The organism is Streptomyces sp. NPDC012466 (genome assembly GCF_042955215.1).
In the GTDB taxonomy this organism is placed as follows: Bacteria; Actinomycetota; Actinomycetes; order Streptomycetales; family Streptomycetaceae; genus Streptomyces.
The window spans coordinates 248,014-271,469 of sequence record NZ_JBIBEQ010000011.1 but is presented as its reverse complement, the minus strand read 5'-3'; the positions used below and the strand labels follow the sequence as shown (position 1 = coordinate 271,469).

Sequence of the window (23,456 nt, the reverse complement as noted above, 5' to 3'; positions counted from 1 at the left end):
AGGAACGGATCCGGATAATGATCGTCCTGTTGTCAGTGCGGCCCGGTACGCTCGAAAGCACGATGACAGAGGACCTCTCACCGGCCGAGCGGTACGCGGCAGCCCGCAAGCGTGCTGTCGAGCAGGCCACCGCGCTCGCCACCTTCCGCGAGATGTACGACTTCGGCCTCGACCCCTTCCAGATCGAGGCCTGCCAGGCGCTCGAGACGGGGAAGGGCGTGCTCGTCGCGGCGCCCACCGGCTCCGGCAAGACGATCGTCGGCGAGTTCGCCGTCCACCTCGCCCTCCAGCAGGGCAAGAAGTGCTTCTACACGACCCCCATCAAGGCGCTGTCGAACCAGAAGTACGCCGACCTGTGCCGCCGCTACGGCACGGACAAGGTGGGCCTGCTCACCGGCGACAACAGCGTCAATTCCGAGGCGCCCGTGGTCGTGATGACCACCGAGGTGCTGCGGAACATGCTGTACGCCGGTTCCCAGACCCTCCTGGGCCTCGGCTACGTGGTCATGGACGAGGTGCACTACCTCTCCGACCGGTTCCGGGGCGCCGTGTGGGAAGAGGTGATCATCCACCTCCCCGAGTCGGTCACGCTGGTCTCGCTCTCGGCGACCGTGTCGAACGCCGAGGAGTTCGGCGACTGGCTCGACACGGTCCGCGGCGACACCGAGGTGATCGTCTCCGAGCACCGGCCCGTGCCGCTGTTCCAGCACGTGCTCGCCGGGCGGCGGATGTACGACCTGTTCGAGGAGGGCGAGGGCCACAAGAAGGCCGTCAACCCCGACCTCACGCGCATGGCGCGCATGGAGGCGAGCCGGCCGTCGTACCAGGACCGCCGGCGCGGCCGGTCCATGCGCGAGGCCGACCGCGAGCGTGAGCGCCGGCAGCGCTCCCGCATCTGGACGCCGAGCCGGCCCGAGGTCATCGAGCGGCTCGACGCCGAGGGGCTGCTGCCCGCCATCACGTTCATCTTCAGCCGCGCCGCCTGCGAGGCCGCCGTCCAGCAGTGCCTGTACGCGGGACTCCGGCTCAACGACGAGGAGGCACGCGAGCGGGTCCGCGCCCTGGTCGAGGAGCGCACGGCGTCCATCCCGACGGAGGACCTGCACGTCCTCGGCTACTACGAGTGGCTGGAGGGCCTGGAGCGCGGCATCGCCGCCCACCACGCGGGCATGCTGCCGACCTTCAAGGAGGTCGTCGAGGAACTGTTCGTACGCGGCCTGGTCAAGGCCGTGTTCGCCACCGAGACCCTCGCCCTCGGCATCAACATGCCCGCCCGGTCGGTGGTGCTGGAGAAGCTCGTCAAGTGGAACGGCGAGCAGCACGCGGACATCACCCCGGGCGAGTTCACCCAGCTGACGGGCCGGGCCGGACGGCGCGGCATCGACGTCGAGGGCCACGCCGTGGTGCTGTGGCAGCGCGGCATGAGCCCCGAGCACCTCGCGGGTCTGGCCGGTACGCGCACGTATCCGCTGCGCTCCAGCTTCAAGCCGTCGTACAACATGGCGGTCAACCTGGTCGAGCAGTTCGGGCGGCACCGCTCGCGCGAACTGCTGGAGACGTCGTTCGCGCAGTTCCAGGCGGACAAGTCGGTCGTCGGCATCTCCCGGCAGGTGCAGCGCAACGAGGAGGGTCTCGAGGGCTACAAGGCCTCCATGACCTGCCACCTCGGCGACTTCGAGGAGTACGCGCGGCTGCGCCGCGAACTGAAGGACCGGGAGAACGAGATCGCCCGGCAGGGCGCGGCGGAGCGGCGCGCGGAGGCCGCCGTGGCGCTGGAGAAGCTGAAGCCCGGTGACGTCATCCACGTGCCCACCGGCAAGTACGCGGGCCTGGCGCTGGTGCTCGACCCGGGCCTGCCCGCGGGCCGTTCCAACGGCCACCGCGGCTTCGAGCACCACGACGGGCCGCGCCCGCTGGTGCTGACCGCCGAGCGGCAGGTGAAGCGGCTGGCGTCCATGGACTTCCCGGTACCGGTCGAGCCGCTGGAGCGGATGCGGATCCCGAAGTCCTTCAACCCCCGTTCCCCGCAGTCCCGTCGGGACCTCGCGTCGGCGCTGCGCACCAAGGCCGGGCACATCCCGGCCGAGCGGCACCGCAAGCGGCGCTCCCAGGCGGCCGACGACCGCGAGATCGCCCGGCTGCGGACCGCGCTGCGCGCGCATCCCTGTCACGGCTGCAACGACCGCGAGGACCACGCCCGTTGGGCCGAGCGGTACCACCGGCTGCTGCGCGACACCTCGCAGCTGGAGCGGCGGATCGAGGGCCGTACGAACACCATCGCCCGCACGTTCGACCGCATCGTGGCGCTGCTGACCGAGCTGGACTACCTGCGCGGCGACGAGGTCACCGAACACGGCAAGCGGCTCGCGCGGCTGTACGGCGAGCTGGACCTGCTCGCCAGCGAGTGTCTGCGCGCCGGTGTCTGGGAGGACCTCGGTCCGGCCGAACTGGCCGGGTGTGTCTCGGCGCTGGTGTTCGAGGCACGGGCCGCCGACGACGCCCTGGCGCCGAAGGTGCCGTCCGGGAAGGCCAAGGCCGCGCTCGGCGAGATGGTGCGGATCTGGGGGCGGCTGGACGCGCTGGAGGAGGAGTTCCGGATCACCCAGACCGAAGGGGTCGGGCAGCGCGAGCCCGATCTGGGCTTCGCCTGGGCCGCGTACATGTGGGCTTCCGGGAAGGGCCTCGACGAGGTGCTGCGCGAGGCGGAGATGCCGGCGGGGGACTTCGTGCGGTGGTGCAAGCAGGTCATCGACGTGCTGGGGCAGATCGCCGCGGCTGCCCCGCAGGGGTCTGCCGTGGTGAAGAACGCGCGCAAGGCCGTTGACCTGTTGCTGCGGGGAGTCGTCGCCTACTCGTCGGTGGGGTGAGGCGCCCCCCGGAACGGCGTTGTACTGAAGCCCATTCACCCCTCACGGTGAGTGGGCTTTCGTACGCCCGTTCGCTGCTACGCACCGTATTCGAACGATGTCGCAGCGTGTAAACGATTGAGCGTACTATCCCTCCGCGCCCGGTTTCCGGCAGTTGCTGAATATGACACGGCGATGATCCGGTCGGACTAAGCTCGCCCGCAGCGCACCGGCTTGAGCTGAATTCGTGCGCTTGTTCCCCAATGTGCGGAAGATCCCGACAGTTTCATGACATACCCCCTGTAAGTCCCCCCGAACCTCAGTCGACTCCTGTCAGAAGGCCCACATGGTGAGTGTTCAATCCCCTCCCGGTCGCCGTGAACTTCCCTACGCGCGCGTGCTGTTGCTGCCCGCCATAGTCATGGCCGCGGCGACCGGAGCCGCCGTCGCCCTGGTGGCGGAGCCTGCCCGGGGCGCCGTCGGCTGGTGCGGCGGCATCGCCACCGCGCTGGTGCTCGCCACGGCGGCCGAGGCGGTGCGCCGCGGCCGTGCGCTGCGCAACCAGCGTGCGGAGCACGCCCGGCACGCCGCGCACCTGGAGCAGCGGATCGCCGCCCACGAGAACGAACTGGTCCGCTTCTCGCGGGAACTCGTCCCCGCCGCGCTCGACCTGCTGCGCACCGGAGAATCCCCCAGGGAGGTGATTCGCAAGCTCGGTCTCGCCAACCCCGCGTTCCGCGACCTCCCCGCCCCGCAGGCCGAGACGCTGCTGACGGTGCTCAAGATCGTCGACCGCGAAGTGACCATGCGTGACGCCGCCGCGCGCTCCTTCGTCAGTGTCGCCCGCCGCGTCCAGGCGATCATCCACCAGCAGGCCGAGGAACTCCGGGAGATGGAGGAGGACCACGGTCGCAACCCCGAGGTCTTCGACGACCTGCTGCGCATCGACCACGGCAACGCCCTGATCGGCCGCCTGGCCGACTCCGTCTCCGTCCTCGGCGGTGGCCGCCCCGGACGGCAGTGGCCCGAGCCGGTGTCCCTGTACAGCACCCTGCGCGGCGCCATGTCCCGCATCCTGGAGTACCGGCGCATCCAGCTGTCCTCCATCGCCAAGGTCAGCGTCAAGGGCATCTACGTCGAGCCGGTCATCCACGCCGCCGCCGAACTCCTCGACAACGCCACGCGCTACTCGCCGCCCCAGACCAAGGTGCACGTCACCGCCACCGAGGTGCAGACCGGCGTCTGCATCGAGATCGAGGACGGCGGTGTCAACCTCAACGAGGAGGCCCGCGCCCGGATCGAGGGCATGCTGGAGGCCGCCAAGGCCGGCGTCGACCTCCAGGACATCGGCGAGCACCCGCGCCTGGGACTGGCCGTCGTGGGCCGCCTCTGCACGGCGTACAACATGCAGGTCTCGCTGCGCGCCTCCGCGTACGGCGGCGTGCGGGCCATCCTCATCGTGCCGAGCGAGATGATCACCCACGAGCCCGGTGTCGGACTCGCCCACGGCATCGGCGCCACCGGCATCCCCATGACGGTCGGCATTCCCGAGGGCCCGAAGCGCGCGCCCAAGAGGCGCCGCCCCACCAGCCCGAAGATCCCCGCCACGGTCTCCCTGGAGGACGACGACGTCCCCGAGGTCACCGAGTGGACCGCGAACGGCCTGCCGCAGCGCCGCAGCAGGGTGAAGATGCCCCTCGCCGAGCGGCTCGCCCAGCAGGCCGCCAACGAGAAGGCCGACCGGGAGGCCGCCGAACGGGGCGAGTTCAACCCCTGGGCGACCGAGGAACCCGAGCAGAAGCCCCTGCTCGACATGTCGGCCCCCGACGCCCCCGGCAAGGGCCTCGAGGCCTTCTGGGAGGGGCTCAAGCAGGGCATCGAGCCCGGCACCCACCCGACCGACTTCATTCGGAACCCGACCAAGTACCTGCACCTGATCAACGACCCGGCCCCCATCGAGGCCGACGACGAGGGGGACCTCAAGTGATCCAGCAACGGGGCAACTTCGACTGGATGCTCAAGCAGCTCGCCGACGGCGTGCCGGGCATCGAGATGATCGTGGTGCTCTCGGCCGACGGCCTGCGCATCGCCCGCTACGGCGGGGAGCCCGACGCGGCCGACCGGGTCGCCGCGGCCTGCGCCGGCCTGCAGTCCCTCGCGGGCAGCATCTGCCAGGAACTCACCGTCGGCGACGGCGAGATGAAGCTCGTCATGATCGAGATCGACCGCGGCTACTTCTACCTGATGAGCGCCGGAGCCAACGCCTTCCTCGCGGTCCTCTCCGACGTGCGGTGCGAACCCGGCCGGATGAGCGCGATGATGCGCGACCTGGTCGTCCGGATCGGCGGACACCTCACCAGTCCGCCCCGGCGGAACGGGCAGATCGTATGACTCCTCCCCAACGCCAGAGGCGCGACCTCGCATCGGAACCGCCCACGCCCAAGGAGGGTGAGGGCAAACCCGGCAACCCCGAGCGGATGTACGTGGTGGCCGGCCCGGACGGTGAACGCGCCGAGCTGGACCTGGTGACGTTAATCGTGGCGCGTGCCACGGACCCGCCGCCCTCCGCCTCTCCCGAGCAGGCGGCGCTGCTCCGACTCTGCGCCGCCCCCCTGTCCGTGGCCGAGCTGTCGGCCTACCTCCACCTGCCGTTCAGCGCGATGGGCGTACTGCTCACCGAGTTGCTGACGGCGGAACTGGTGCAGGCGCGTGCCCCGATCGTCCGCAAGGCGCGCACCGACCGTTCCCTCCTCGAAGCGGTGATGAATGGACTTCAAAGGCTCTGACACCATCCCGGGCCCCCGGACCGAGGACCAGCTGCCCCACACGGCACAGGCCGCGGCCAAGATCGTGATCGTGGGTGGCTTCGGCGTCGGCAAGACGACCATGGTCGGCTCCGTCAGCGAGATCACTCCGCTGACGACCGAGGAGACCATGACGCAGGCCGGCATCGGTGTCGACGACAACTTCGGCTCCGCCTCCAAGACGGCCACCACCGTCGCCATGGACTTCGGCCGGATCAGCATCACCGACCAGCTCGTGCTGTACCTCTTCGGCACACCCGGCCAGCAGCGCTTCTGGTTCCTGTGGAACGGCCTGTTCGAGGGTGCGCTCGGCGCGGTGGTGCTGGTCGACACCCGGCGGCTGGAGGTCAGCTTCGACGTCATGGGACGCCTGGAGGAACGCGGCGTGCCGTTCGTGGTCGCCATCAACTCCTTCCCGGACGCCCCGCGTTACGCCACCGAGGAGCTGCGCACGGCCCTCGACCTCACGCCGGACATCCCGATCATCGAGTGCGACGCGCGGCGGCGGGCCTCCAGCCGCGATGTCCTGATGACCCTCATGCGCTTCCTGCACTCGCTCGCCATGACGGGCTCGCTCACCTGACCCGGAGCGCCCACCCCACACCTCCCCCCAGACACCTGGATTCACTTCAGTTTCGGAGCGATCACTGTGACGCCTGAATCCCACGCCCCGACCAGTACGGACGACCTCCGGCCCGGCCCGCCCCCCGGCTGCCCCGCGCACGGCCCCGGGGGACTGCACCGGCTGCACGAGGCGGAGGACCTGGGAGCGCTGTACGAGCAACTGCGGGACCAGCACGGTCCCGTGGCGCCCGTACTGCTCCACGACGACGTGCCGATGTGGATCGTCCTCGGCCACGCCGAGAACCTGCACATGGTGCGCTCGCCCTCGCAGTTCTGCCGGGACAGCCGTATCTGGACCCCGCTCAGGGAGGGCCTCGTCAAGCCCGACCACCCGCTGATGCCGCACATCGCCTGGCAGCCCATCGCCTCGCACGCCGAGGGGGACGAGCACAAGCGACTGCGCGGCGCGGTCATGGGCGCCATCTCCACCATCGACTTCCGCAGTCTGCGCCGGTACATCAACCGCAGCACGCAGGTGATCGTCAACCGGTTCTGCGAGGCGGGCGAGGCGGACCTCGTCAGCCAGTTCACCGAGCACCTGCCGATGGCGGTGATGTGCGAGATCCTCGGCATGCCCGACGAGTACAACGACCGGCTCGTCGAGGCCGCCCGTGACGCGCTCAAGGGCACCGAGACCGCGATCGCCAGCCACTCCTACGTCATGGACGCCCTCAGCCGGCTCACCGCGACCCGCCGCGCCCAGCCGGAGGAGGACCTCGCCAGCTATCTGATCACCCACCCGGCCCGGCTGAGCGACGACGAGGTCAGGGAGCACCTGCGCCTGGTGCTCTTCGCCGCCTACGAGGCCACCACCAACCTGCTGTCCAACGTGCTGCTCACGGTCCTGATCGACCCGCGCTTCCGGGCCCAGCTCAACGGCGGGCAGATGACGGTGCCGGAGGCGGTGGAGCAATCCCTGTGGAACGAGCCGCCGTTCAGCACGGTCTTCGCCTACTTCGCCAAGCAGGAGACCGAGCTGGGCGGGCAGCGCATCCGCCGGGGAGACGGGCTGCTGTTCGCGCCGCTTCCCGCCAACGTCGACCCGCGGGTGCGGCCGGACCTCAAGGCCAGCATGCAGGGCAACCGTTCCCACCTCGCCTTCGGCGGCGGCCCCCACGAGTGCCCCGGGCAGGACATCGGCCGCTCCATCGCCGACGTGGGCGTGGACGCGCTGCTGATGCGGCTGCCGGACGTCGAACTCGACTGCGACGAGGAGGAGCTGCGCTGGACGGCGTCCATCGCCTCCCGGCACCTGGTGGACCTGCCGGTGCAGTTCTCGCCCAAGCCGCCGCAGGACGTGCAGGAGGTGCCGAACCACAAGCCGGTCGCCGCGCAGCGCTCGGACTGGCAGATCGGCACCGCGCAGCCGCAGGCCGCACCGGCCGGGGCGCAGCCTCAGCCGGCCGCCGCACAGCCCCGGCCCGCGGTCGCGCAACCGCAGCCCGCACCGGTGCGGCCCCAGCCGGTCCCGGTGCCGCCGCAGCCGGCCGTCGCCGAACCGCGCGGCCGCAAGGGTGTCTGGCAGCGCTTCCTGAGCTGGTGGCGCGGCTACTGACCGTCCGACGGGCCGTCGTACGTCCCGGCGGCCCACCGGTCGTACGACGCCCAGGCCGCGAGCGCCCGGCCGCTGCGGAACCGGTGCTCCACGCCAGTGACCGGGTCGGTGAACTCCAGGCTTCGCGCCAGCAGTTGGAGCGGACGCCGGAAGTCACCGGCCGGCACGGGGGCGGCCACCTCGGGGTAGAGGGGGTCGCCGAGGATCGGCACGCCCAGGGCGCACATGTGGACGCGCAGCTGGTGGGTCTGTCCCGTGGCGGGCGTGAGCCGGTACCGGGCGAGTCCGCCGGGGCGGTCGCGGTGTTCCACCAGCTCGACGCGGCTCACGGCGTTGGGCTCGCCCGGCTCCTCCCGGGCCGTGAGCACCCCGCGCTCCTTCACGATCCGGCTGCGCACGGTCCGGGGCAGGGGGAGGGCGGGGTCGTACGGCGCGACGGCCTCGTACTCCTTGCGGATCCGGCGGTCGCGGAACAGCGTCTGGTAGGCGCCGCGCTCCTCGGGGCGCACGGTGAACAGCACGAGTCCCGCGGTGAGCCGGTCCAGGCGGTGCGCGGCGGTGAGCGCGGTCAGGCCCAGCTCGCGGCGGAGCCGGGCCAGCGCGGTCTCGGCGACATGGCCGCCGCGCGGGGTGGTGGCGAGGAAGTGCGGCTTGTCGGCGACGACGATGTGCTCGTCCCGGTGCACGACCTCCAGCGGGAAGGGCACCGGCACCTCGTCGGGCAGGTCCCGGTGGAACCACACGAACATCCCGGGCACGTAGGGCGCGTCCGCCGCGACGGGCCGTCCGTCCGCCCCGACGATCCGGCCCGCGTCGAACATGCCGTCGACGACGCCGGCGCCCGCCCCGGAGAGCCGTTCCACCAAGTGCTCGCGCACCGTGCTCCACCGCCCCGCGACGGGCAGCCGCACCCGCACCGGGTCCACGCCGTGGCGCTGCGGCAGGGGAGAGTGCGGGGTGGGGGTCTTGCGTCTCATCGCGGCCCAGCGTACGAGGCCGGTGCGCGGGAAAAACCACTGGGAGCACCGGTGGGTCCTTGTCAGGATGCGGGCATGCCGTTCCTCATCGGCCCGGTCCTGACCGCCGGGACACTCGCGGGCCGCCCGCAACCCACTCTTCCCGCCGACGGCGGACTCGTCCTGAGGCCCTGGCGGGCCGGGGACGCGCCCGCGGTGTACGAGGTCTTCCAGGACCCGGTGATGCACCAGTGGCACGCCCGGACCGCGGACTCCGTGGCGGAGGTCGCTGACTGGATCCGCGCCTGGCAGCAGGCGTGGGAGAGGGAGCGGGAGGCGCACTGGGCCGTCGTCGGCGCGGACTCCGGCGCGCTGCTGGGCCGGGTGGCGCTGCGCGAGCTACGGCTCGACGACGGGACGGCTGAGATGGCGTACTGGACCGCTCCGGCGGCCCGGGGCCGGGGTGTGGCGGTCCGCGCCACGGCCGCGCTCACCCACTGGGCCTTCGACGAGGCCGGCTTCCACCGGCTGGAACTCCTGCACGCCGTGCGCAACGAGGCGTCCTGTCGTGTCGCCACCAGGACCGGTTTCGCCCTGGAGGGCACCAAGCGCAGTGCCGTCCTGCAGCCGGACGGATGGCACGACATGCATCTGCATGCACGGGTGAGCGGTGATCAGCCGAGCCCGCACACCGCGCTGCCCGGTGGCTGATTGCCCTCAGGCCGCGGACACGCTCTCCTGCTCCGCCTCGATCCGGGCGTTCCACTCGCGCTTGGAGGCCTGCCAGCCATCCTCGTCGTGGCCCTGGCGCCAGTAACCGGAGATCGAGAGGTCCTCGCGCGGGACATGACGCTCCACGCGGAGCAGATGGCGCAACTGCTTGACGAAGTGCGCCTCGCCGTGGACGAAGGCGTGCACCCGGCCCTCGGGGAACTCCAGGCCCCGCACGGCCGCGACCAGTGCCTCGCCGCGAGGGCGGGCGCCGCGGTGCAGCCAGACGACGTCCACGTCCGAGTCGATCTTCTGCTCCTCCTCGGGGCCGGAGACCTCCACGAAGGCATACGCCCTGGCCCCGTGCGGCAGCGCCTCCAGGGCACAGGCGATCGCGGGCAGCGCGCTCTCGTCACCCACGAGCAGATGCCAGTCGGCGTCCGGGGCGGGCGCGTACGCCCCACCGGGTCCCATGAAGCGCACCATCTCGCCCGGCCGGACGCGCACGGCCCACGGCCCCGCCAGGCCCTCGTCACCGTGGATGACGAAGTCCAGTGTCAGTTCGCGGTGCTCGGCGTCCCACTGGCGGACCGTGTACGTCCGGGTGACCGGCCACTGTTCGCGCGGCAGCTCGTCCCGGACGCGCTGCAGGTCGAAGGGTTCCGGGTAGGTCACGCCCACGGGCGGGAACAGCAGCTTCACATAGTGGTCGGTGCACGTGTCCGCCGAGAAGTCGGCAAGGCCCTCGCCGCCGAGCACCACACGCTGCATGTGCGGGGTCAGCCGCTCGGTGCGGACGACCTGCGCGGAGTGGATCCGGCGCGGCTGGCGTCCCGGTCGCTCTGCCATGAGGACCTCCCTGTCTCGGTGGTTAGGCTAACCTAAGTTAGCACCTCGGCCCCACTTCACACCTCTTGTGGCGAGGAGGTCACCGCGCCAGCGTCGTCAACAGGCGCTCCAGTGATCCGCCCAGTCCCCAGCGGGCGGCCAGCGCCTCCAGGGCCTCCGGGTCGCGCGGCGCCCGCGGCAGCGCCGTCGAGACGTCCGGCAGGGGCACGTCGTCGGCGACCCGGACCACCTTCGGGGCGACCGCGAGATACGGACGCGCCTCGTCCAGCCGCCTGCGCTGCGTCGGGGTCAGCTTCGACCGCCGGTCCTCCACCGCCGCCAGGATCCCGGCCAGGTCCCCGAACTCCGCCAGGAGCTTGGCGGCCGTCTTCTCACCGATGCCCGGCACGCCCGGCAGGCCGTCGCTGGGGTCGCCGCGCAGCAGGGCCAGATCCGCGTACCCGCTGCCGCCGACCCCATACTTCTCACGCAGCACCGCCTCATCGGTGTGCTGCAGGGTGCCCACGCCCTTCAGCGGGTACAGCACGCGCACCCCGCGCGCGTCGTCCACCAGCTGGTACAGGTCGCGGTCGCCCGTGACGATGTCGACCGGGCCCTTCGCCCGCGCGGTGAACGTGCCGATCACGTCGTCCGCCTCGTACCCGGCGACGCCCACGCGTGCGATGCCCACCGCGTCCAGCACCGCCTCGATGACCGGTACCTGCGGCGACAGCGTGTCGGGCACCTCCTCCTCGTCCGGCCCGGTCGCGTGCTCCTCGGCGACGCGGTGGGCCTTGTACGAGGGGATCAGCTCCACTCGCCACTGCGGCCGCCAGTCGGCGTCCATGCAGGCGACCAGAAGGTCCGGCCGGTGGTCCTTGACCAGGCGGTCGATGAAGTCGAGCAGTCCGCGCACGGCGTTGACCGGCGTGCCGTCCGGGGCCCTGACCGAGTCCGGGACGCCGAAGTAGGCGCGGAAGTACAGGGAAGCGGTGTCGAGGAGCATCAGTCGTCCGGTCACGCCACGCATTGTGCCGTACCCCGCCGACGGCCACTCGCCGCCGCGCAACGCGTTGCGCCCTACGCGTCCTGTGTGAACCGCCTCACCTTTCCGTTTGAGGGGTGAGATCGGGGGGAGGCGCCGCCCCGCAGCGAGGCTGGTTGCGCATTTCAACTGTTTGCGCCCTGTCCTCGCTCTGTTCTGTCGTCAACGAAATAGAGGTGCACGTGTCAGCGACGCTTGAGGCTGAGGGGCTGTACAAAGTCTTCGGCAGGAGACCGGGACAGGCCGTCGAGCGGCTGCGCGGCGGGGCCGACCGGGAGGAACTGCGCGCCGAGGGCACGACGGCCGCCGTGATCGACGCGTCCTTCACCGTGGAACCCGGCGAGATCTTCGTCGTCATGGGCCTGTCCGGCTCCGGCAAGTCCACCCTGCTGCGCATGCTCAACGGCCTGCTCGAGCCGACCGCCGGACAGGTGCGCTTCGACGGCCAGGACCTGACCGGGCTCGGCGGCCGTGAACTGCGCGAGGTCCGCTCCAAGAAGATCAGCATGGTGTTCCAGCACTTCGCGCTCTTCCCGCACCGCAGCGTGCGCGAGAACGCCGCCTACGGTCTGGAAGTGCAGGGCGTGCCCCGCGCCGAGCGCGCACGCCGCGCCGACGAGGCGCTCGCCCTGTGCGGCCTGGCCGGCTGGGAGAAGTCCTGGCCCGACGAGCTGTCCGGCGGCATGCAGCAGCGCGTCGGTCTGGCCCGCGCGCTCGCCACCGACGCCGACCTGCTGCTGATGGACGAGTCCTTCAGCGCCCTGGACCCGCTGATCCGCCGCGACATGCAGGACCAGCTGCTGGAGCTCCAGCACAAGCTCAAGAAGACGATCGTCTTCATCACCCACGACCTGAACGAGGCCATGCGCCTGGGCGACCGCATCGCCGTCATGCGCGACGGCCGCATCGTCCAGAACGGCACCGCCCAGGACATCCTGCTGCGGCCGGAGAACGACTACGTCGCCTCCTTCACCCAGGACGTCGACCGCTCCCGCGTCCTGACCGCGGGCGAGATCATGGACACCTCGGTCACCGGCGACGGCCCCGGCTGCCACTGCGAGACCGCCACGCCCGGCACCGCGTTCACGGAGCTGTGCGCGATCAGCGCCCGGCTCACCCACCCGGTCTCGGTCGTCGACCAGGACAACAAGCTGGTGGGCGTCGTGCCCCGGCAGCGTCTGATCGGCTTCCTGGGCGACGAGCAGGACGCCGCACCGGAGCCCTGCGACTCCCCGCGGGACAAGGGCGGAGAGAAGGTGACGGCCGGTGCCTAGGATTCAGCTCGGCAACTGGGTCAACGACGCGGTCGACTGGCTCACCACCCACATGGCGTGGCTGTTCGACTTCTGCAAGACCGTCTTCCTCGGCCTCTACGACGGCATCAACGCCGTCCTCCAGGCGCCCGAACCGCTGCTCCTCGCCGGTATCTTCGCCGTGATCGCCTTCTGGCTGCGCGGCACCCTCGCCGGTGTCCTCACCTTCGCCGGGTTCGCGTTCATCGACTCCCTCGAACTGTGGGAGAACGCGATGATCACCCTGGCGCTCGTCCTCGTGGCGACCGTCATCGCGCTGGTGATCTCCCTTCCCGTGGGCATCTGGGCGGCCCGCTCGGACCGTGTCAGCGGACTGGTCCGGCCCGTCCTGGACTTCATGCAGACGCTGCCCGCGATGATCTACCTCATCCCGGCGATCCTGTTCTTCGGCACCGGCGCCCCCGCGGGCATCGTCGCCACCCTGATCTTCGCGCTCGCCCCGGGCGTGCGCATGACCGAGCTGGGCATCCGGCAGGTCGACAAGGAACTGGTCGAGGCGGCCGAGGCGTTCGGCACCTCGCCCCGCAACACCCTGCTGCGCGTCCAGCTGCCGCTCGCGCTGCCCACCGTCATGGCCGGCGTCAACCAGGTCATCATGCTGGGCCTGTCCATGGCCGCGATCGCCGGCATGGTCGGCACCGGCGGCCTCGGCGGCGACGTCAACGAGGCCATCGGCCAGCTCAACGTGGGCCTCGGGTCCGAGGCCGGTGTGGCCATCGTGATCCTCGCGATCTACCTGGACCGCATGACCAGCGCCCTGGGCACCCAGGTCTCCCCGCTCGGCCGCCGCGCCGCCGCCAGGCTGCGCGCCGCCCAGGGGCTGAAGATCTGGTCGTACCGGCCGCGTCCGGCGGTCGCCGTGATCGGCGTCGTCGTCCTCGCGCTCACCGCGGGCGGCATGGGTGTCTTCGGCGGCGGCACCGCCACCGAGGCCGCGGCGGACGGCAAGAACGTCGGCCAGGGCAAGAAGATCAGCATCGGCTACATCCCCTGGGACGAGGGCGTCGCCTCCACCTTCCTGTGGAAGGAGATCCTGGAGCGGCGCGGCTACGAGGTCGAGGCCAAGCAGTTCGACGCCGGGCCGTTGTACACCTCCCTCGCCCAAGGCGACGTCGACGTCCAGACGGACGCCTGGCTGCCCACCACCCACGCCCAGTACTGGAAGAAGTACGGCAAGCAGCTCGACGACCTCGGCGCCTGGTACGACAAGACGTCCCTGGAGCTCAGCGTGCCCGCCTACATGAAGGGCATCGACTCCCTGGCGGACCTCAAGGGCAAGTCCTCTAAGTTCGGCGGAAAGATCACCGGCATCGAGTCCAGCGCCGGCGAGATGGCCCTGCTGAAGAGCAAGGTCCTCAAGGAGTACGGCCTCGACCAGGAGTACGAGGTCGTCGACAGCTCCACGCCCGCGATGCTGGCCGAGCTGAAGCGCGCCTACGCCCAGAAGAAGCCGATCGTCACCACGCTCTGGTCGCCGCACTGGGCGTACAACGACTACGACCTCAAGAAGCTCAAGGACCCGAAGGGCGCCTGGGGCGAGGGCGACGGGGTGCACACCCTGTCCCGCAAGGGCTTCGCGGACGAGGACCCGACGGTCGCCGGGTGGCTGAAGAACTTCACGATGAGCGAGAAGCAGCTCACCAGCCTCGAAGCGGAGATCAACAAGGCGGGCAAGGGCAACCGGCAGGACGCCGTCCGCGCCTGGCTGAAGCAGAACCCCGGCGTCGTCGACAAGCTCGCCCCGGTGCCGGGCTCCGGCGGCAGCACGCCCGCCGAGGCCGAGCGGCCCCTGGACGTCGCCTGGTTCCCCTGGGACGAGGACATCGCCGTCACCTACCTCTGGAAGAACGTCCTGGAGCGGCGCGGCTACACGCTGAACCTGAAGCAGATGGACGTCGGCCCGGTCTACACCGGTCTGGCCTCAGGCGATCTCGACCTCAACTTCGACGCCTGGCTGCCCTACGCCCAGAAGAACTACTGGGACAAGAACAAGGACCGGCTCAAGGACCTCGGCACCTGGTACGAGCCGACGTCCCTGGAGATCGCCGTGCCGTCGTACGTGAAGGGCGTCGACTCCTTGGAGGACCTCAAGGGCAGGTCCGGCACCTTCAAGGGCAAGATCATCGGCATCGAGCCGGGCACCGGCGAGATGGACCTGCTGAAGAACAAGGTCCTGCCCGGCTACGGCCTGGACGAGGAGTACGAGGTCGTCGACGGCTCCACGCCCGCGATGCTGGCCGAGCTGAAGCGCGCGTACGCGAAGAAGGAGCCGATCGCCGTCACGCTCTGGTCGCCGCACTGGGCCTACAGCGACTACGAGCTGACCAAGCTGAAGGACCCGAAGAAGGCCTTCGGCGAGGGCAACACGATCCGCACCATCTCCAACGGGAAGTTCCCCGAGGAGTACCCGCAGCTCACGAAGTGGATCAAGAACTTCAGGATGAGCGAGAACGAGCTCGGCAGCCTGGAGAGCGAGATCAAGGACCGTGGCCAGGGGCACGAGGAAGAAGCGGTGGCCGAGTGGCTCGAGCAGCACCCGGACATGGTGAACCGCATGACACCGCAGTAGGGTTCCGGGGTGGGACGCGCGACACGCCGCGTCCCGCTCCAACCCCCCTGGTCCCACGAGCGGGATCCGGACAACCACAGAGCGCTACGCCACCCCCTGAACCCCCTCTCGCGCCCTGATCCTCCGGCAGGCGGAAGACCTGCCCCGCCCCCGCGGCGGCGGATCCCCTGGCGCGAAGTGTGAGGTCGGGCGGCAGCCCGTATGACGTCGATGTGACGGGCGCATGAAACGGTTTGCCGTACATGCGTAGGGTGCAGACAACTCAACAGGAGCAGTGCGCCGGGACACCGTCGCACGGGGAGCGGATCGACGGGCGAAGGAGGGAGCCGGAGCGATGGGCGACCACAAAGAGCAGCCTCTTCGGGTGGGTGCGGCCGTGCGCCGGCGTCGCCGCGCGCTGGAGCTCACCCTCGCCGTCGTCGCCGCGCGCAGCGGCCTGTCGGTCCCGTTCCTGAGCCAGATCGAGAACGACCGGGCGCGCCCCAGCACCAGCTCCCTGGAGAAGGTCGCCGACGCCCTGCGCACCACGGCGGTGGAACTGCTCGCCGCGGCCGACCCGGCGTGCAGCGTGGACGTGGTCCGCGCCGACGGCACCGAGCCGCTGCCCCGGACCCGGTCCCTCGTGCGCGGGCATCACCAGATGCACGCCTCCGAGTTCACCGGCGACCATGACGCTGCCCGTGAACTCCAGTACCGCAACGACCAGTTGATGTACGTCGCCGACGGCGCCGTGGAGATCGAGGCGGAGGGGCGCGCCTACCGCCTGGGCCGCGGCGACACGCTGTACCTCACCGGCGGCGTACGGCACCGCTGGCGGGCGGCGGAGTCGGACACCCGCGTGATCGTCGTCGCCGTGGCGGAGCACATCGAGGCGGTCCGGGACCGGCCGCGCCGGTGAGGGCGGTTTCGCTCGTCCCCTCGCTGACCGAGGCCGTGGCCCTGTCCGCGCCGCCCGGAACCCTGGTCGGTGCCACCGACTGGTGCACGCATCCCCCGGACCTGGACGTCGTGCGCGTCGGCGGCACCAAGAACCCGAAGACCGACCGGATCCTCTCCCTCGCGCCCGACCTGGTGATCGCCAACGAGGAGGAGAACCGCGCACCCGACCTCCAGGCCCTGCGCGCGGCGGGCGCCGAGGTCCTGGTGACGGAGATCCGCGACGTGCCGCGGGCCTTTCGGGAACTGGCCCGGGTGCTGGCCGCCTGCGGTGTGCCGGCCCGCCCGCGCTGGCTGGACGAGGCGGAGGCCGTCTGGTCGTCCCTGCCGGAGCCCGGGACGCGGCGGAGGGCGGTCGTGCCGATCTGGCGCCGCCCGTGGATGGTCCTGGGCCGCGACACCTTCGCGGGCGACGTCCTCGCCCGCCTCGGCGTCGACCTCGTGCACGCGACCCACCCCGACCGCTACCCCCGCGTCCCGCTGGAGGAACTCCGCGCCTCGGCACCGGATCTGATCGTCCTCCCCGACGAGCCGTACCGCTTCACCGCCGACGACGGCCCCGAGGCCTTCCCCGGCCTGCCCTGCGCGCTCGTCAGCGGACGGCACCTGACGTGGTACGGACCGTCACTGGCCGAGGCGCCGCGGGTACTGGGCCGGGCGCTGCGAGCAGCTCACCCCTGAGCAGCCCGCGCACGGTGCCCGCGACGGCGGTGCCCCACGCCGCGACCAGCACCGCGTACAGCACGACCGCCGGACCCGCGTAGGCGATGAGCCCGGTGTGGCGGCCCAGGGCCTCGGCGCCGGTGACACAGGTGCCGACCGGGAAGGTGAACGACCACCAGGTCATCGAGAACCGCATGCCGTGCCGCCGGGCACGCAGCACGAGGGCGGCGGCCAGGAGGAACCACAGCAGCGCGAACCCCATGACGGGGACGCCGTAGAGCACGGCCAGGATGCCGAAGCCCTCGCTGTACGGCTCCGGCACGACCCCCGGCGCGACGTCCGCGAAGGCGCCGACGGCCGTGGCGGACTGCCCGAGCGGGCCCAGCACCAGGAACAGCGTCGGGGTGAGGGCGAGGGGCAGCGGCCCGCCGGTGACCAGCCGCGCGAAGACCAGCGGCAGCATGACCAGGGTCGCGAGCAGGCTGAGCCCGAACAGCGCGAAGCAGAACAGGAGCAGCGTCTCCCGGGCCTGACCGGGCGGCAGATGCGGCACCAGGAGCGGCCCGACGGCGGCCGACACCATGGGCGCGACGAGCGGCAGCAGCCAGACCGGCGTGGCCTGCCCGGGCTCCACCCGGTGCCGTACGGCCATCAGATACGGCACCGCGACGGCCGCGACGAGTCCGAGGACCGTACCGGCGGTGAACAGCACCGCGTCGAGCGCGACGGCCGCCCGCAGGCCGATCCAGTCCCGGCCGACGGTGAGGGCACCACCGCCCACGGCCAGCAGGGCCATGGCGAGGCAGCCGTAGAACGGCGCCGCCGCCGGGTCGAGGAGGTGGGCGCGGGCCTGGTCCCGGTGCCGGGTCCAGTGCGCGGCCCGCCCCGCGAGGAGGGCCAGGAGCAGGAGGAGCGACAGGGCCCACACTCCCGTGAGCACGCCCCGCAGCCCCGGGACGTGCGGGGGAAGGGCCGCGCCGGCGGTGGCGACGACGGCGGTGCCCATCACGGTGGCGTACCAGTTGGGTCCGAGATGGCGGACGGAGAGCGGGTACGCGAGGGGCTGGGCTGCGGTGACCATGTGTCCACGGTCGGGCCGGGGGAGGCACACCACCAGGGAGTCCGCCTCTATGGCGACATAAGCTGGGTTTATGAGCAACGCGGATGAACAGTCCGGGCCCTCGGCCGCCGGGACACTGGCGCACCGGGTGCCGGATCTGGGCGCCCTGGAGCTGCTGCTCGCGGTGGCGCGGCTCGGCAGCCTCGGTGGGGCGGCGCGGGAACTCGGCATCACCCAGCCCGCGGCCAGCAGCCGGATCCGGTCGATGGAGCGGCAACTGGGCGTGGCGCTGGTGGACCGGTCACCCCGCGGGTCCCGGCTCACGGACGCCGGGGCCCTGGTGACGGACTGGGCGCGGCGGATCGTGGAGGCGGCCGAGGCGTTCGACGTGGGGGCGCAGGCGCTGCGCGTGCGCCGCGACTCCCGGCTGCGGGTGGCCGCGAGCATGACCATCGCCGAGTACCTGCTGCCCGGCTGGCTGCTCGCGCTGCGCGCACAGCGGCCCGACACGGCGGTGTCGTTGCACGCGGGGAACTCGACCGTGGTGGCGGAGCGGCTGCTGTCCGACGAGGCGGACCTGGGATTCGTGGAGGGGCTGTCGGTGCCGGCCGGTCTCGACTCGGCGGTCATCGCCCACGACCGGCTGATAGTCGTGGCCTCGCCCACGCACGCGTGGGCCCGGCGGCGGCGTCCGCTGGCCGCGGGCGAACTGGCGACGACCCCGTTGATCCTTCGCGAGAAGGGCTCGGGCACGCGTCAGGTCCTGGACGCGGCGCTCGGCGGGCTGGCCCGGCCGCTGATCGAGCTCTCCTCCACGACGGCGGTGAAGGCGGCGGCGGTGAGCGGGGCGGGGCCGGCGGTGCTGAGCGAACTCGCCGTGGGGGAGGAGCTGGCGATGCGGCGGCTGGTGCGGGTGCCGGTGGACGGGGTGGCCCTGGCGCGGGACCTGAGAGCGGTGTGGCCCACGGGGCATCGCCCCACGGGCCCGGCGCGGGACCTGCTGTCGCTGACGCGGGGATGACCCCCGCACGTCCCGTCCCCTGCGTCAGGCGCCGGAAGCCGCTTCCACCAACGCCCGCATCACCCGTACGTCCTCGCCCATCTCCGGATGCCACTGCACGCCCAGGACCCAGTCGGCGGAGGGCAGTTCCACCGCCTCCACCGTCCCGTCCGCCGCGTACGCGGAGGGGACGAGGCCCGCGCCCAGACGGTCCACCGCCTGATGGTGGTACGTCGGCACGAACGTCTCCTCCGGAACGACACCGGCGTACAGGCTCCCCGGCACCGGTTTGACGGCATGCCCCCCGAAGACGCCCACGACCTCCGCGTGACCGTCGATGTGCTGCACGAGCGTCCCCCCGAGAGCGACGTTCAGCAGCTGCATCCCCCGGCAGATGCCCAGCAACGGCACCCCGGCCCGCAGCGCCGCCTCGATCAGCGCCAGCTCCCACGCGTCCCGCTCCGGCGCCGGCGGTCCCGTCCGCGGTTCGCGCTCCGCCCCGTAGCGCACCGGCTCCACATCCGGCCCGCCCGCGATGACCAGCCCGTCCAGGCGGGCGACGGCAGCCGCCGCGTGCCGCGGGTCGTCCGGCGGCAGCATCGCGGCCAGGCCGCCCGCCCGCTGCACCAGCCGGGGGTAGCCGACCGGAAGCAGGGCGGCCTCCAGCTCCCACACGCCCCAGCGCGCACCTGATTCCAGATAGGTGCTGACCCCGATCAACGGCCTGCCCACGACAACTCCCTCACCGCTCGACGCCTCAGTCCCGTGCCAACTCTGCCTCGGCCGCCGCCAGCGCCGCGAACTCCTCCTCCGGCGCACTCGCCACCAGCCGCTTGCGGCTGTACAGGCCGAAGTACCCGACGGCCACGGCGTACACCGCCAGTGCGATCAGTGCCGCCGTCACGTCCACCAGGAACGTCGCGACCAGCGCCGCGCACGCCAGCACCAGGGCGACCGAGGACGTCAGCACCCCGCCCGGTGTGCGGTACGGCCGCTCCAGCTCCGGTTCCCTGCGGCGCAGCACGATGTGCGACAGGGACATCAGCGCGTAGGAGATGGTCGCTCCGAAGACGGCGATGTTCAGCATCCGCGCGCCGTTGCCCGACACCGCCGCCAGCAGGAAGCCGATCGTGCCGGGCACCAGAAGGCCCAGATACGGGGCCTTGCGGCGGCTGGTCAGCGACAGGAAGCGGGGCAGGTAGCCCGCCCGGGACAGGGCGAACAGCTGGCGTGAGCCCGCGTAGATCAGGGAGAAGAACGACGCCACCAGACCGGCCAGGCCCGCGTAGTTCACGATCCGGCTGAGGGTCGTCGCCTCGCCGTTCGGCTGGAGCGCCTCGACCAGCGGGTTGCCGGCCTCCTGGACGGCCGCGGAGCCGCGCGCGCCGGCCGCCGCGAAGAACGTGACCACCGCCAGCACCACCAGGATGGCCATCGACCAGCGGATCGCCTTCGGCAGGGTACGGGCCGGCTCCTTCGTCTCCTCGGCGGCCAGCGGCACGCCCTCCACGCCCAGGAAGAACCACATGCCGAAGGGGAACGCCGCCCAGATCCCGAGGAGGCCGAACGGCAGCCAGGAGTTCGACCCCGCGGCGGAGGAGTCGACCGGGATGTCGTCCAGCGACGCGAAGGAGAAGTCGGGCAGCGCCGCGAGCGCGAACACGATCAGCGCGACCACCGCGATGCCGGTGACGACGAAGCTGAAGCGCAGCGCCTCGCCGACGCCCCACAGGTGGATGCCGAGGAAGATCGCGAAGCAGACCAGGTACATCGGCCAGCCGGACTCCAGGCCGAACAGGCCGAGGGACTCGACGTAGTCGCCGATGAAGATGACGATGGCGGCGGGCGCGAGGACGTACTCGATCAGGATCGCCGTGCCGGTCAGGAAGCCGCCCCACGGGCCGAGCGCCCGCCGGGCGAAGCCGTAGCCGCCGCCCGCCGTGGGCAGGATCGAGGACAGCTCGGCGAGCGCGAAGACCATGCACGTGTACATCGCGCCCATCAGCACCATGGCGATCGCCAGGCCCCCGAAGCCGCCTTCGGCGAGGCCGAAGTTCCAGCCCGAGTAGTCGCCGGAGACGACGTAGGCGACGCCGAGGCCGGTCAGCAGCACCCAGCCGGCGCTGCCGCGGCGCAGGGCTCTGCGTTCCAGATAGTCGTCGCCCTCCGGGGCGGCGGGTGTGGCGGTGGGTTCCTGGGACATGGGCAGACTCCCGACGGGGCGGCGGCGGTCACGGGGGCGAGCGGACTACGGCTCAATGGAATGGAGCCATACCTTTGCGGTGCCGACCGAGGGAAGGCAAGACCCGTGCGTTAATCGCCCGTAAATCCTCACCGCGCCGCGACACCGCCCGGCTCAGCCGAGGAAGCCCCGCAGCAGCGCCGCCGTGCCCCCGCAGTGCTCGCGCGCGATCTCCCGCGCCTGGTCGGCCTCGCCCTCGATCACGGCCTCCACCAGGGCGGTGTGCTGGCGCTGGGAGTGCTCCAGGTTGCGCACCAGCAGCGGGATGCAGTCGAGCAGGTCGTTGACCGTCGCGCGGACCGCCGCGTACTGGGCGGTGAGGGTGGGGGAGCCGGACAGCTCGGCGATCGTGAGGTGCAGCAGCGTGTCCAGGCGGCGGTACTCGGCGAGCGGCGCGTCGTGCGTGCGCGCCAGGGCCTCGCGCAGCCGGTCCGCCTGCTTCTCCTCCAGCCCGTGCGCCGCGCACAGCCCGGCCGCGCCCACCTCCAGCACCTCCCGGAACCGCAGCACGTCCTCTATGTCGACCTCGGCGACCCGGCGCCGCAGCTCGTCCTCGCCGACGGCGTCGGCGCGCGGCAGCACGAACGTGCCGCCGTACCGGCCGCGCCGCGACTCGACGAGCCCCTGGTCCTGGAGCACCTTCAGCACCTCGCGCAGCGTCACCCGGCTGATCCCCAGCCGCTCCGCCAGCTCCCGCTCGGCCGGCAGCCGCTCGCCCCCCGGCACCAGACCCAGCCGCACGACCTGCAGGATCTGCTCCAGCGCCTCCTCGAAGCCGTTGCCCGCGCGCACCGGCCGCAGCACCGGTGTCAGCCCGTCGCGCTCCACCCCACCGCCGTCAGCTTCCTCCGGCATGTGGCCGCACCCCCTTCCCAAGCAATGGTTCTCCGCAATACCTTATGGCTCCCGGCGGACCCAAGGAGCCTAGGAGGCCTTCCCGTGGCAGACCGCACACCCCCGCTGAGCGTCGAGGAACTGCACACCCTCGTCGCCGGCGGTGAGATCGACACTGTCGTCCTGGCCTTCCCCGACATGCAAGGGCGACTCCAGGGCAAGCGGTTCGCCGCCCGCTTCTTCCTCGACGAGGTCCTGAGACACGGCACCGAGGGCTGCAACTACCTGCTCGCCGTCGACACCGAGATGAACACGGTCGACGGCTACGCGATGTCCTCCTGGGACCGCGGCTACGGCGACTTCGCCATGCACCCCGACCTGACCACCCTGCGCCGCGTCCCCTGGAACGAGGGCACGGCCATGCTCCACGCCGACCTCGCCTGGAGCGACGGCTCCCCGGTCGTCGCCGCCCCCCGGCAGATCCTGCGCCGCCAGCTGGAGCGCCTCGCCGAACTCGGCTACACCGCCCAGGTCGGCACCGAGCTGGAGTTCATCGTCTTCAAGGACACCTACGAACAGGCCTGGGACGCGGGCTACAAGGGCCTGACCCCGGCCAACCAGTACAACATCGACTACTCGGTCCTCGGCACCGGCCGCATCGAGCCGCTGCTGCGCCGCATCCGCAACGAGATGGCCGGCGCCGGCCTCACCGTCGAGTCCGCCAAGGGCGAGTGCAACCCCGGCCAGCACGAGATCGCCTTCCGTTACGACGAGGCCCTGGTCACCTGCGACCAGCACTCCGTCTACAAGACCGGCGCCAAGGAGATCGCCGCCCAGGAGGGCATGTCGATCACCTTCATGGCCAAGTACAACGAGCGCGAGGGCAACTCCTGCCACATCCACCTCTCGCTCGCCGACGCCGACGGCACCAACGCCATGGCCGGCGACCTCGAGGGCGGCATGTCCGAGGTCATGCGCCACTTCCTCGCCGGCCAGCTCGCCGCCCTGCGCGACTTCTCCCTCCTCTACGCCCCCAACATCAACTCCTACAAACGGTTCCAGCCCGGCTCCTTCGCGCCGACCGCCGTCGCCTGGGGCCAGGACAACCGCACCTGCGCGCTGCGCGTGGTCGGCCACGGCCGCTCCCTGCGCTTCGAGAACCGCCTGCCCGGCGGCGACGTCAACCCCTACCTCGCCGTCGCCGGACTGGTCGCGGCCGGACTGCACGGCATCGAACAGAAGCTGGAGCTGCCCGAGCCCTGCCCCGGCAACGCCTACGCCGCCGACCTCGACCACGTCCCCACCACCCTGCGCGAGGCCGCCGAGCTCTGGGAGAACAGCCCCATCGCCCGGGCCGCCTTCGGCGACGAGGTCGTCGCGCACTACCGCAACATGGCGCGCGTCGAACTGGACGCCTTCGACGCCGCGGTGACCGACTGGGAGCTGCGCCGCTCCTTCGAACGTCTGTGA

At 71.5% G+C, this 23,456-nt stretch carries 20 protein-coding genes; 13 read left to right on the top strand and 7 right to left on the bottom strand.

The features are described from left to right. Positions 1–17: 17 nt before the first annotated feature. From ACFY9E_RS34170 to ACFY9E_RS34145, 6 genes are all read left to right on the top strand, one after another. Positions 18–2,867 carry a DEAD/DEAH box helicase gene (locus ACFY9E_RS34170; RefSeq protein ID WP_390990845.1) on the top strand — a complete coding sequence of 950 codons (2,850 nt, stop codon included), beginning with the start codon at positions 18–20 and terminating at the stop codon, positions 2,865–2,867. Between the two features lie 325 nt (positions 2,868–3,192). Then, on the top strand, positions 3,193–4,833 hold the full coding sequence (locus ACFY9E_RS34165; RefSeq protein WP_390990842.1) for an ATP-binding protein: 1,641 nt from the start codon (positions 3,193–3,195) through the stop codon (positions 4,831–4,833). Beyond that, on the top strand, positions 4,830–5,237 hold the full coding sequence (locus ACFY9E_RS34160; RefSeq protein ID WP_390990839.1) for a roadblock/LC7 domain-containing protein: 408 nt from the start codon (positions 4,830–4,832) through the stop codon (positions 5,235–5,237). Before ACFY9E_RS34165 ends, ACFY9E_RS34160 begins: the two co-directional genes overlap by 4 nt. Continuing rightward, positions 5,234–5,632 carry a DUF742 domain-containing protein gene (locus ACFY9E_RS34155; protein WP_390990837.1) on the top strand — a complete coding sequence of 133 codons (399 nt, stop codon included), beginning with the start codon at positions 5,234–5,236 and terminating at the stop codon, positions 5,630–5,632. Before ACFY9E_RS34160 ends, ACFY9E_RS34155 begins: the two co-directional genes overlap by 4 nt. After that, positions 5,613–6,233 (top strand): ATP/GTP-binding protein, encoded by a 621-nt coding sequence (locus tag ACFY9E_RS34150; RefSeq protein ID WP_390990834.1) that lies wholly within the window; start codon positions 5,613–5,615, stop codon positions 6,231–6,233. The genes ACFY9E_RS34155 and ACFY9E_RS34150 overlap by 20 nt, the downstream gene beginning before the upstream one ends. A 66-nt stretch (positions 6,234–6,299) precedes the next feature. Beyond that, positions 6,300–7,829 carry a cytochrome P450 gene (locus ACFY9E_RS34145; protein WP_390990831.1) on the top strand — a complete coding sequence of 510 codons (1,530 nt, stop codon included), beginning with the start codon at positions 6,300–6,302 and terminating at the stop codon, positions 7,827–7,829. On the opposite strand, the gene ACFY9E_RS34140 is transcribed toward ACFY9E_RS34145, so the two are convergent. Further along, the gene (locus tag ACFY9E_RS34140) at positions 7,823–8,806 is read right to left on the bottom strand and encodes a pseudouridine synthase (protein ID WP_390990828.1); all 984 of its coding nucleotides are present in this window, start codon (positions 8,804–8,806) and stop codon (positions 7,823–7,825) included. The two genes, ACFY9E_RS34145 and ACFY9E_RS34140, sit on opposite strands and share 7 nt — an antisense overlap. Before the next feature lie 75 nt (positions 8,807–8,881). Here ACFY9E_RS34140 and ACFY9E_RS34135 point away from each other — a divergent pair, with 75 nt between their 5' ends. After that, a complete protein-coding gene (locus tag ACFY9E_RS34135; protein ID WP_390990825.1) occupies positions 8,882–9,496 on the top strand; it encodes a GNAT family N-acetyltransferase in 615 nt (204 codons plus the stop codon). Positions 9,497–9,502: 6 nt separating this feature from the next. On the opposite strand, the gene ACFY9E_RS34130 is transcribed toward ACFY9E_RS34135, so the two are convergent. Beyond that, positions 9,503–10,345: a siderophore-interacting protein gene (locus ACFY9E_RS34130; protein ID WP_390990823.1), complete on the bottom strand. Its 843-nt coding sequence runs from the start codon at positions 10,343–10,345 to the stop codon at positions 9,503–9,505. 79 nt (positions 10,346–10,424) lie between these two features. Further along, complete coding sequence (locus ACFY9E_RS34125) at positions 10,425–11,354, bottom strand: 5'-3' exonuclease H3TH domain-containing protein (RefSeq protein WP_390990820.1); 930 nt, start codon at positions 11,352–11,354, stop codon at positions 10,425–10,427. A 197-nt stretch (positions 11,355–11,551) separates the two neighbouring features. On the opposite strand from ACFY9E_RS34125, the gene ACFY9E_RS34120 reads away from it, so the two are divergent. The 4 genes from ACFY9E_RS34120 to ACFY9E_RS34105 all read left to right on the top strand — a co-directional run bounded on the left by ACFY9E_RS34120 (position 11,552) and on the right by ACFY9E_RS34105 (position 16,868). After that, positions 11,552–12,643: a betaine/proline/choline family ABC transporter ATP-binding protein gene (locus ACFY9E_RS34120; protein WP_390990817.1), complete on the top strand. Its 1,092-nt coding sequence runs from the start codon at positions 11,552–11,554 to the stop codon at positions 12,641–12,643. Next, positions 12,636–15,251, top strand: a complete 2,616-nt coding sequence (locus ACFY9E_RS34115) for a glycine betaine ABC transporter substrate-binding protein (RefSeq protein ID WP_390990815.1) — start codon at positions 12,636–12,638, stop codon at positions 15,249–15,251. The genes ACFY9E_RS34120 and ACFY9E_RS34115 overlap by 8 nt, the downstream gene beginning before the upstream one ends. A 334-nt stretch (positions 15,252–15,585) precedes the next feature. Further along, positions 15,586–16,149 carry a helix-turn-helix domain-containing protein gene (locus ACFY9E_RS34110; protein ID WP_390990812.1) on the top strand — a complete coding sequence of 188 codons (564 nt, stop codon included), beginning with the start codon at positions 15,586–15,588 and terminating at the stop codon, positions 16,147–16,149. Further along, a complete protein-coding gene (locus tag ACFY9E_RS34105; RefSeq protein WP_390990810.1) occupies positions 16,146–16,868 on the top strand; it encodes a helical backbone metal receptor in 723 nt (240 codons plus the stop codon). Before ACFY9E_RS34110 ends, ACFY9E_RS34105 begins: the two co-directional genes overlap by 4 nt. Here the strand turns inward: ACFY9E_RS34105 and ACFY9E_RS34100 are convergent. After that, positions 16,780–17,931 (bottom strand): TDT family transporter, encoded by a 1,152-nt coding sequence (locus ACFY9E_RS34100; protein WP_390990807.1) that lies wholly within the window; start codon positions 17,929–17,931, stop codon positions 16,780–16,782. The two genes, ACFY9E_RS34105 and ACFY9E_RS34100, sit on opposite strands and share 89 nt — an antisense overlap. A 70-nt stretch (positions 17,932–18,001) precedes the next feature. Between ACFY9E_RS34100 and ACFY9E_RS34095 the strand changes: the two genes are divergently transcribed. Beyond that, positions 18,002–18,931: a LysR substrate-binding domain-containing protein gene (locus ACFY9E_RS34095; RefSeq protein ID WP_390990804.1), complete on the top strand. Its 930-nt coding sequence runs from the start codon at positions 18,002–18,004 to the stop codon at positions 18,929–18,931. A 24-nt stretch (positions 18,932–18,955) separates the two neighbouring features. Here the strand turns inward: ACFY9E_RS34095 and ACFY9E_RS34090 are convergent, their stop codons facing one another. From ACFY9E_RS34090 to ACFY9E_RS34080, 3 genes are all read right to left on the bottom strand, one after another. Beyond that, on the bottom strand, positions 18,956–19,630 hold the full coding sequence (locus tag ACFY9E_RS34090; RefSeq protein ID WP_390990921.1) for a gamma-glutamyl-gamma-aminobutyrate hydrolase family protein: 675 nt from the start codon (positions 19,628–19,630) through the stop codon (positions 18,956–18,958). A gap of 37 nt (positions 19,631–19,667) precedes the next feature. After that, on the bottom strand, positions 19,668–21,113 hold the full coding sequence (eat, locus tag ACFY9E_RS34085; RefSeq protein WP_390990801.1) for an ethanolamine permease: 1,446 nt from the start codon (positions 21,111–21,113) through the stop codon (positions 19,668–19,670). 153 nt (positions 21,114–21,266) lie between these two features. Continuing rightward, a complete protein-coding gene (locus ACFY9E_RS34080; RefSeq protein ID WP_390990798.1) occupies positions 21,267–22,007 on the bottom strand; it encodes an FCD domain-containing protein in 741 nt (246 codons plus the stop codon). Positions 22,008–22,091: 84 nt separating this feature from the next. Between ACFY9E_RS34080 and ACFY9E_RS34075 the strand changes: the two genes are divergently transcribed. After that, positions 22,092–23,456: a glutamine synthetase family protein gene (locus ACFY9E_RS34075; protein WP_390990795.1), complete on the top strand. Its 1,365-nt coding sequence runs from the start codon at positions 22,092–22,094 to the stop codon at positions 23,454–23,456.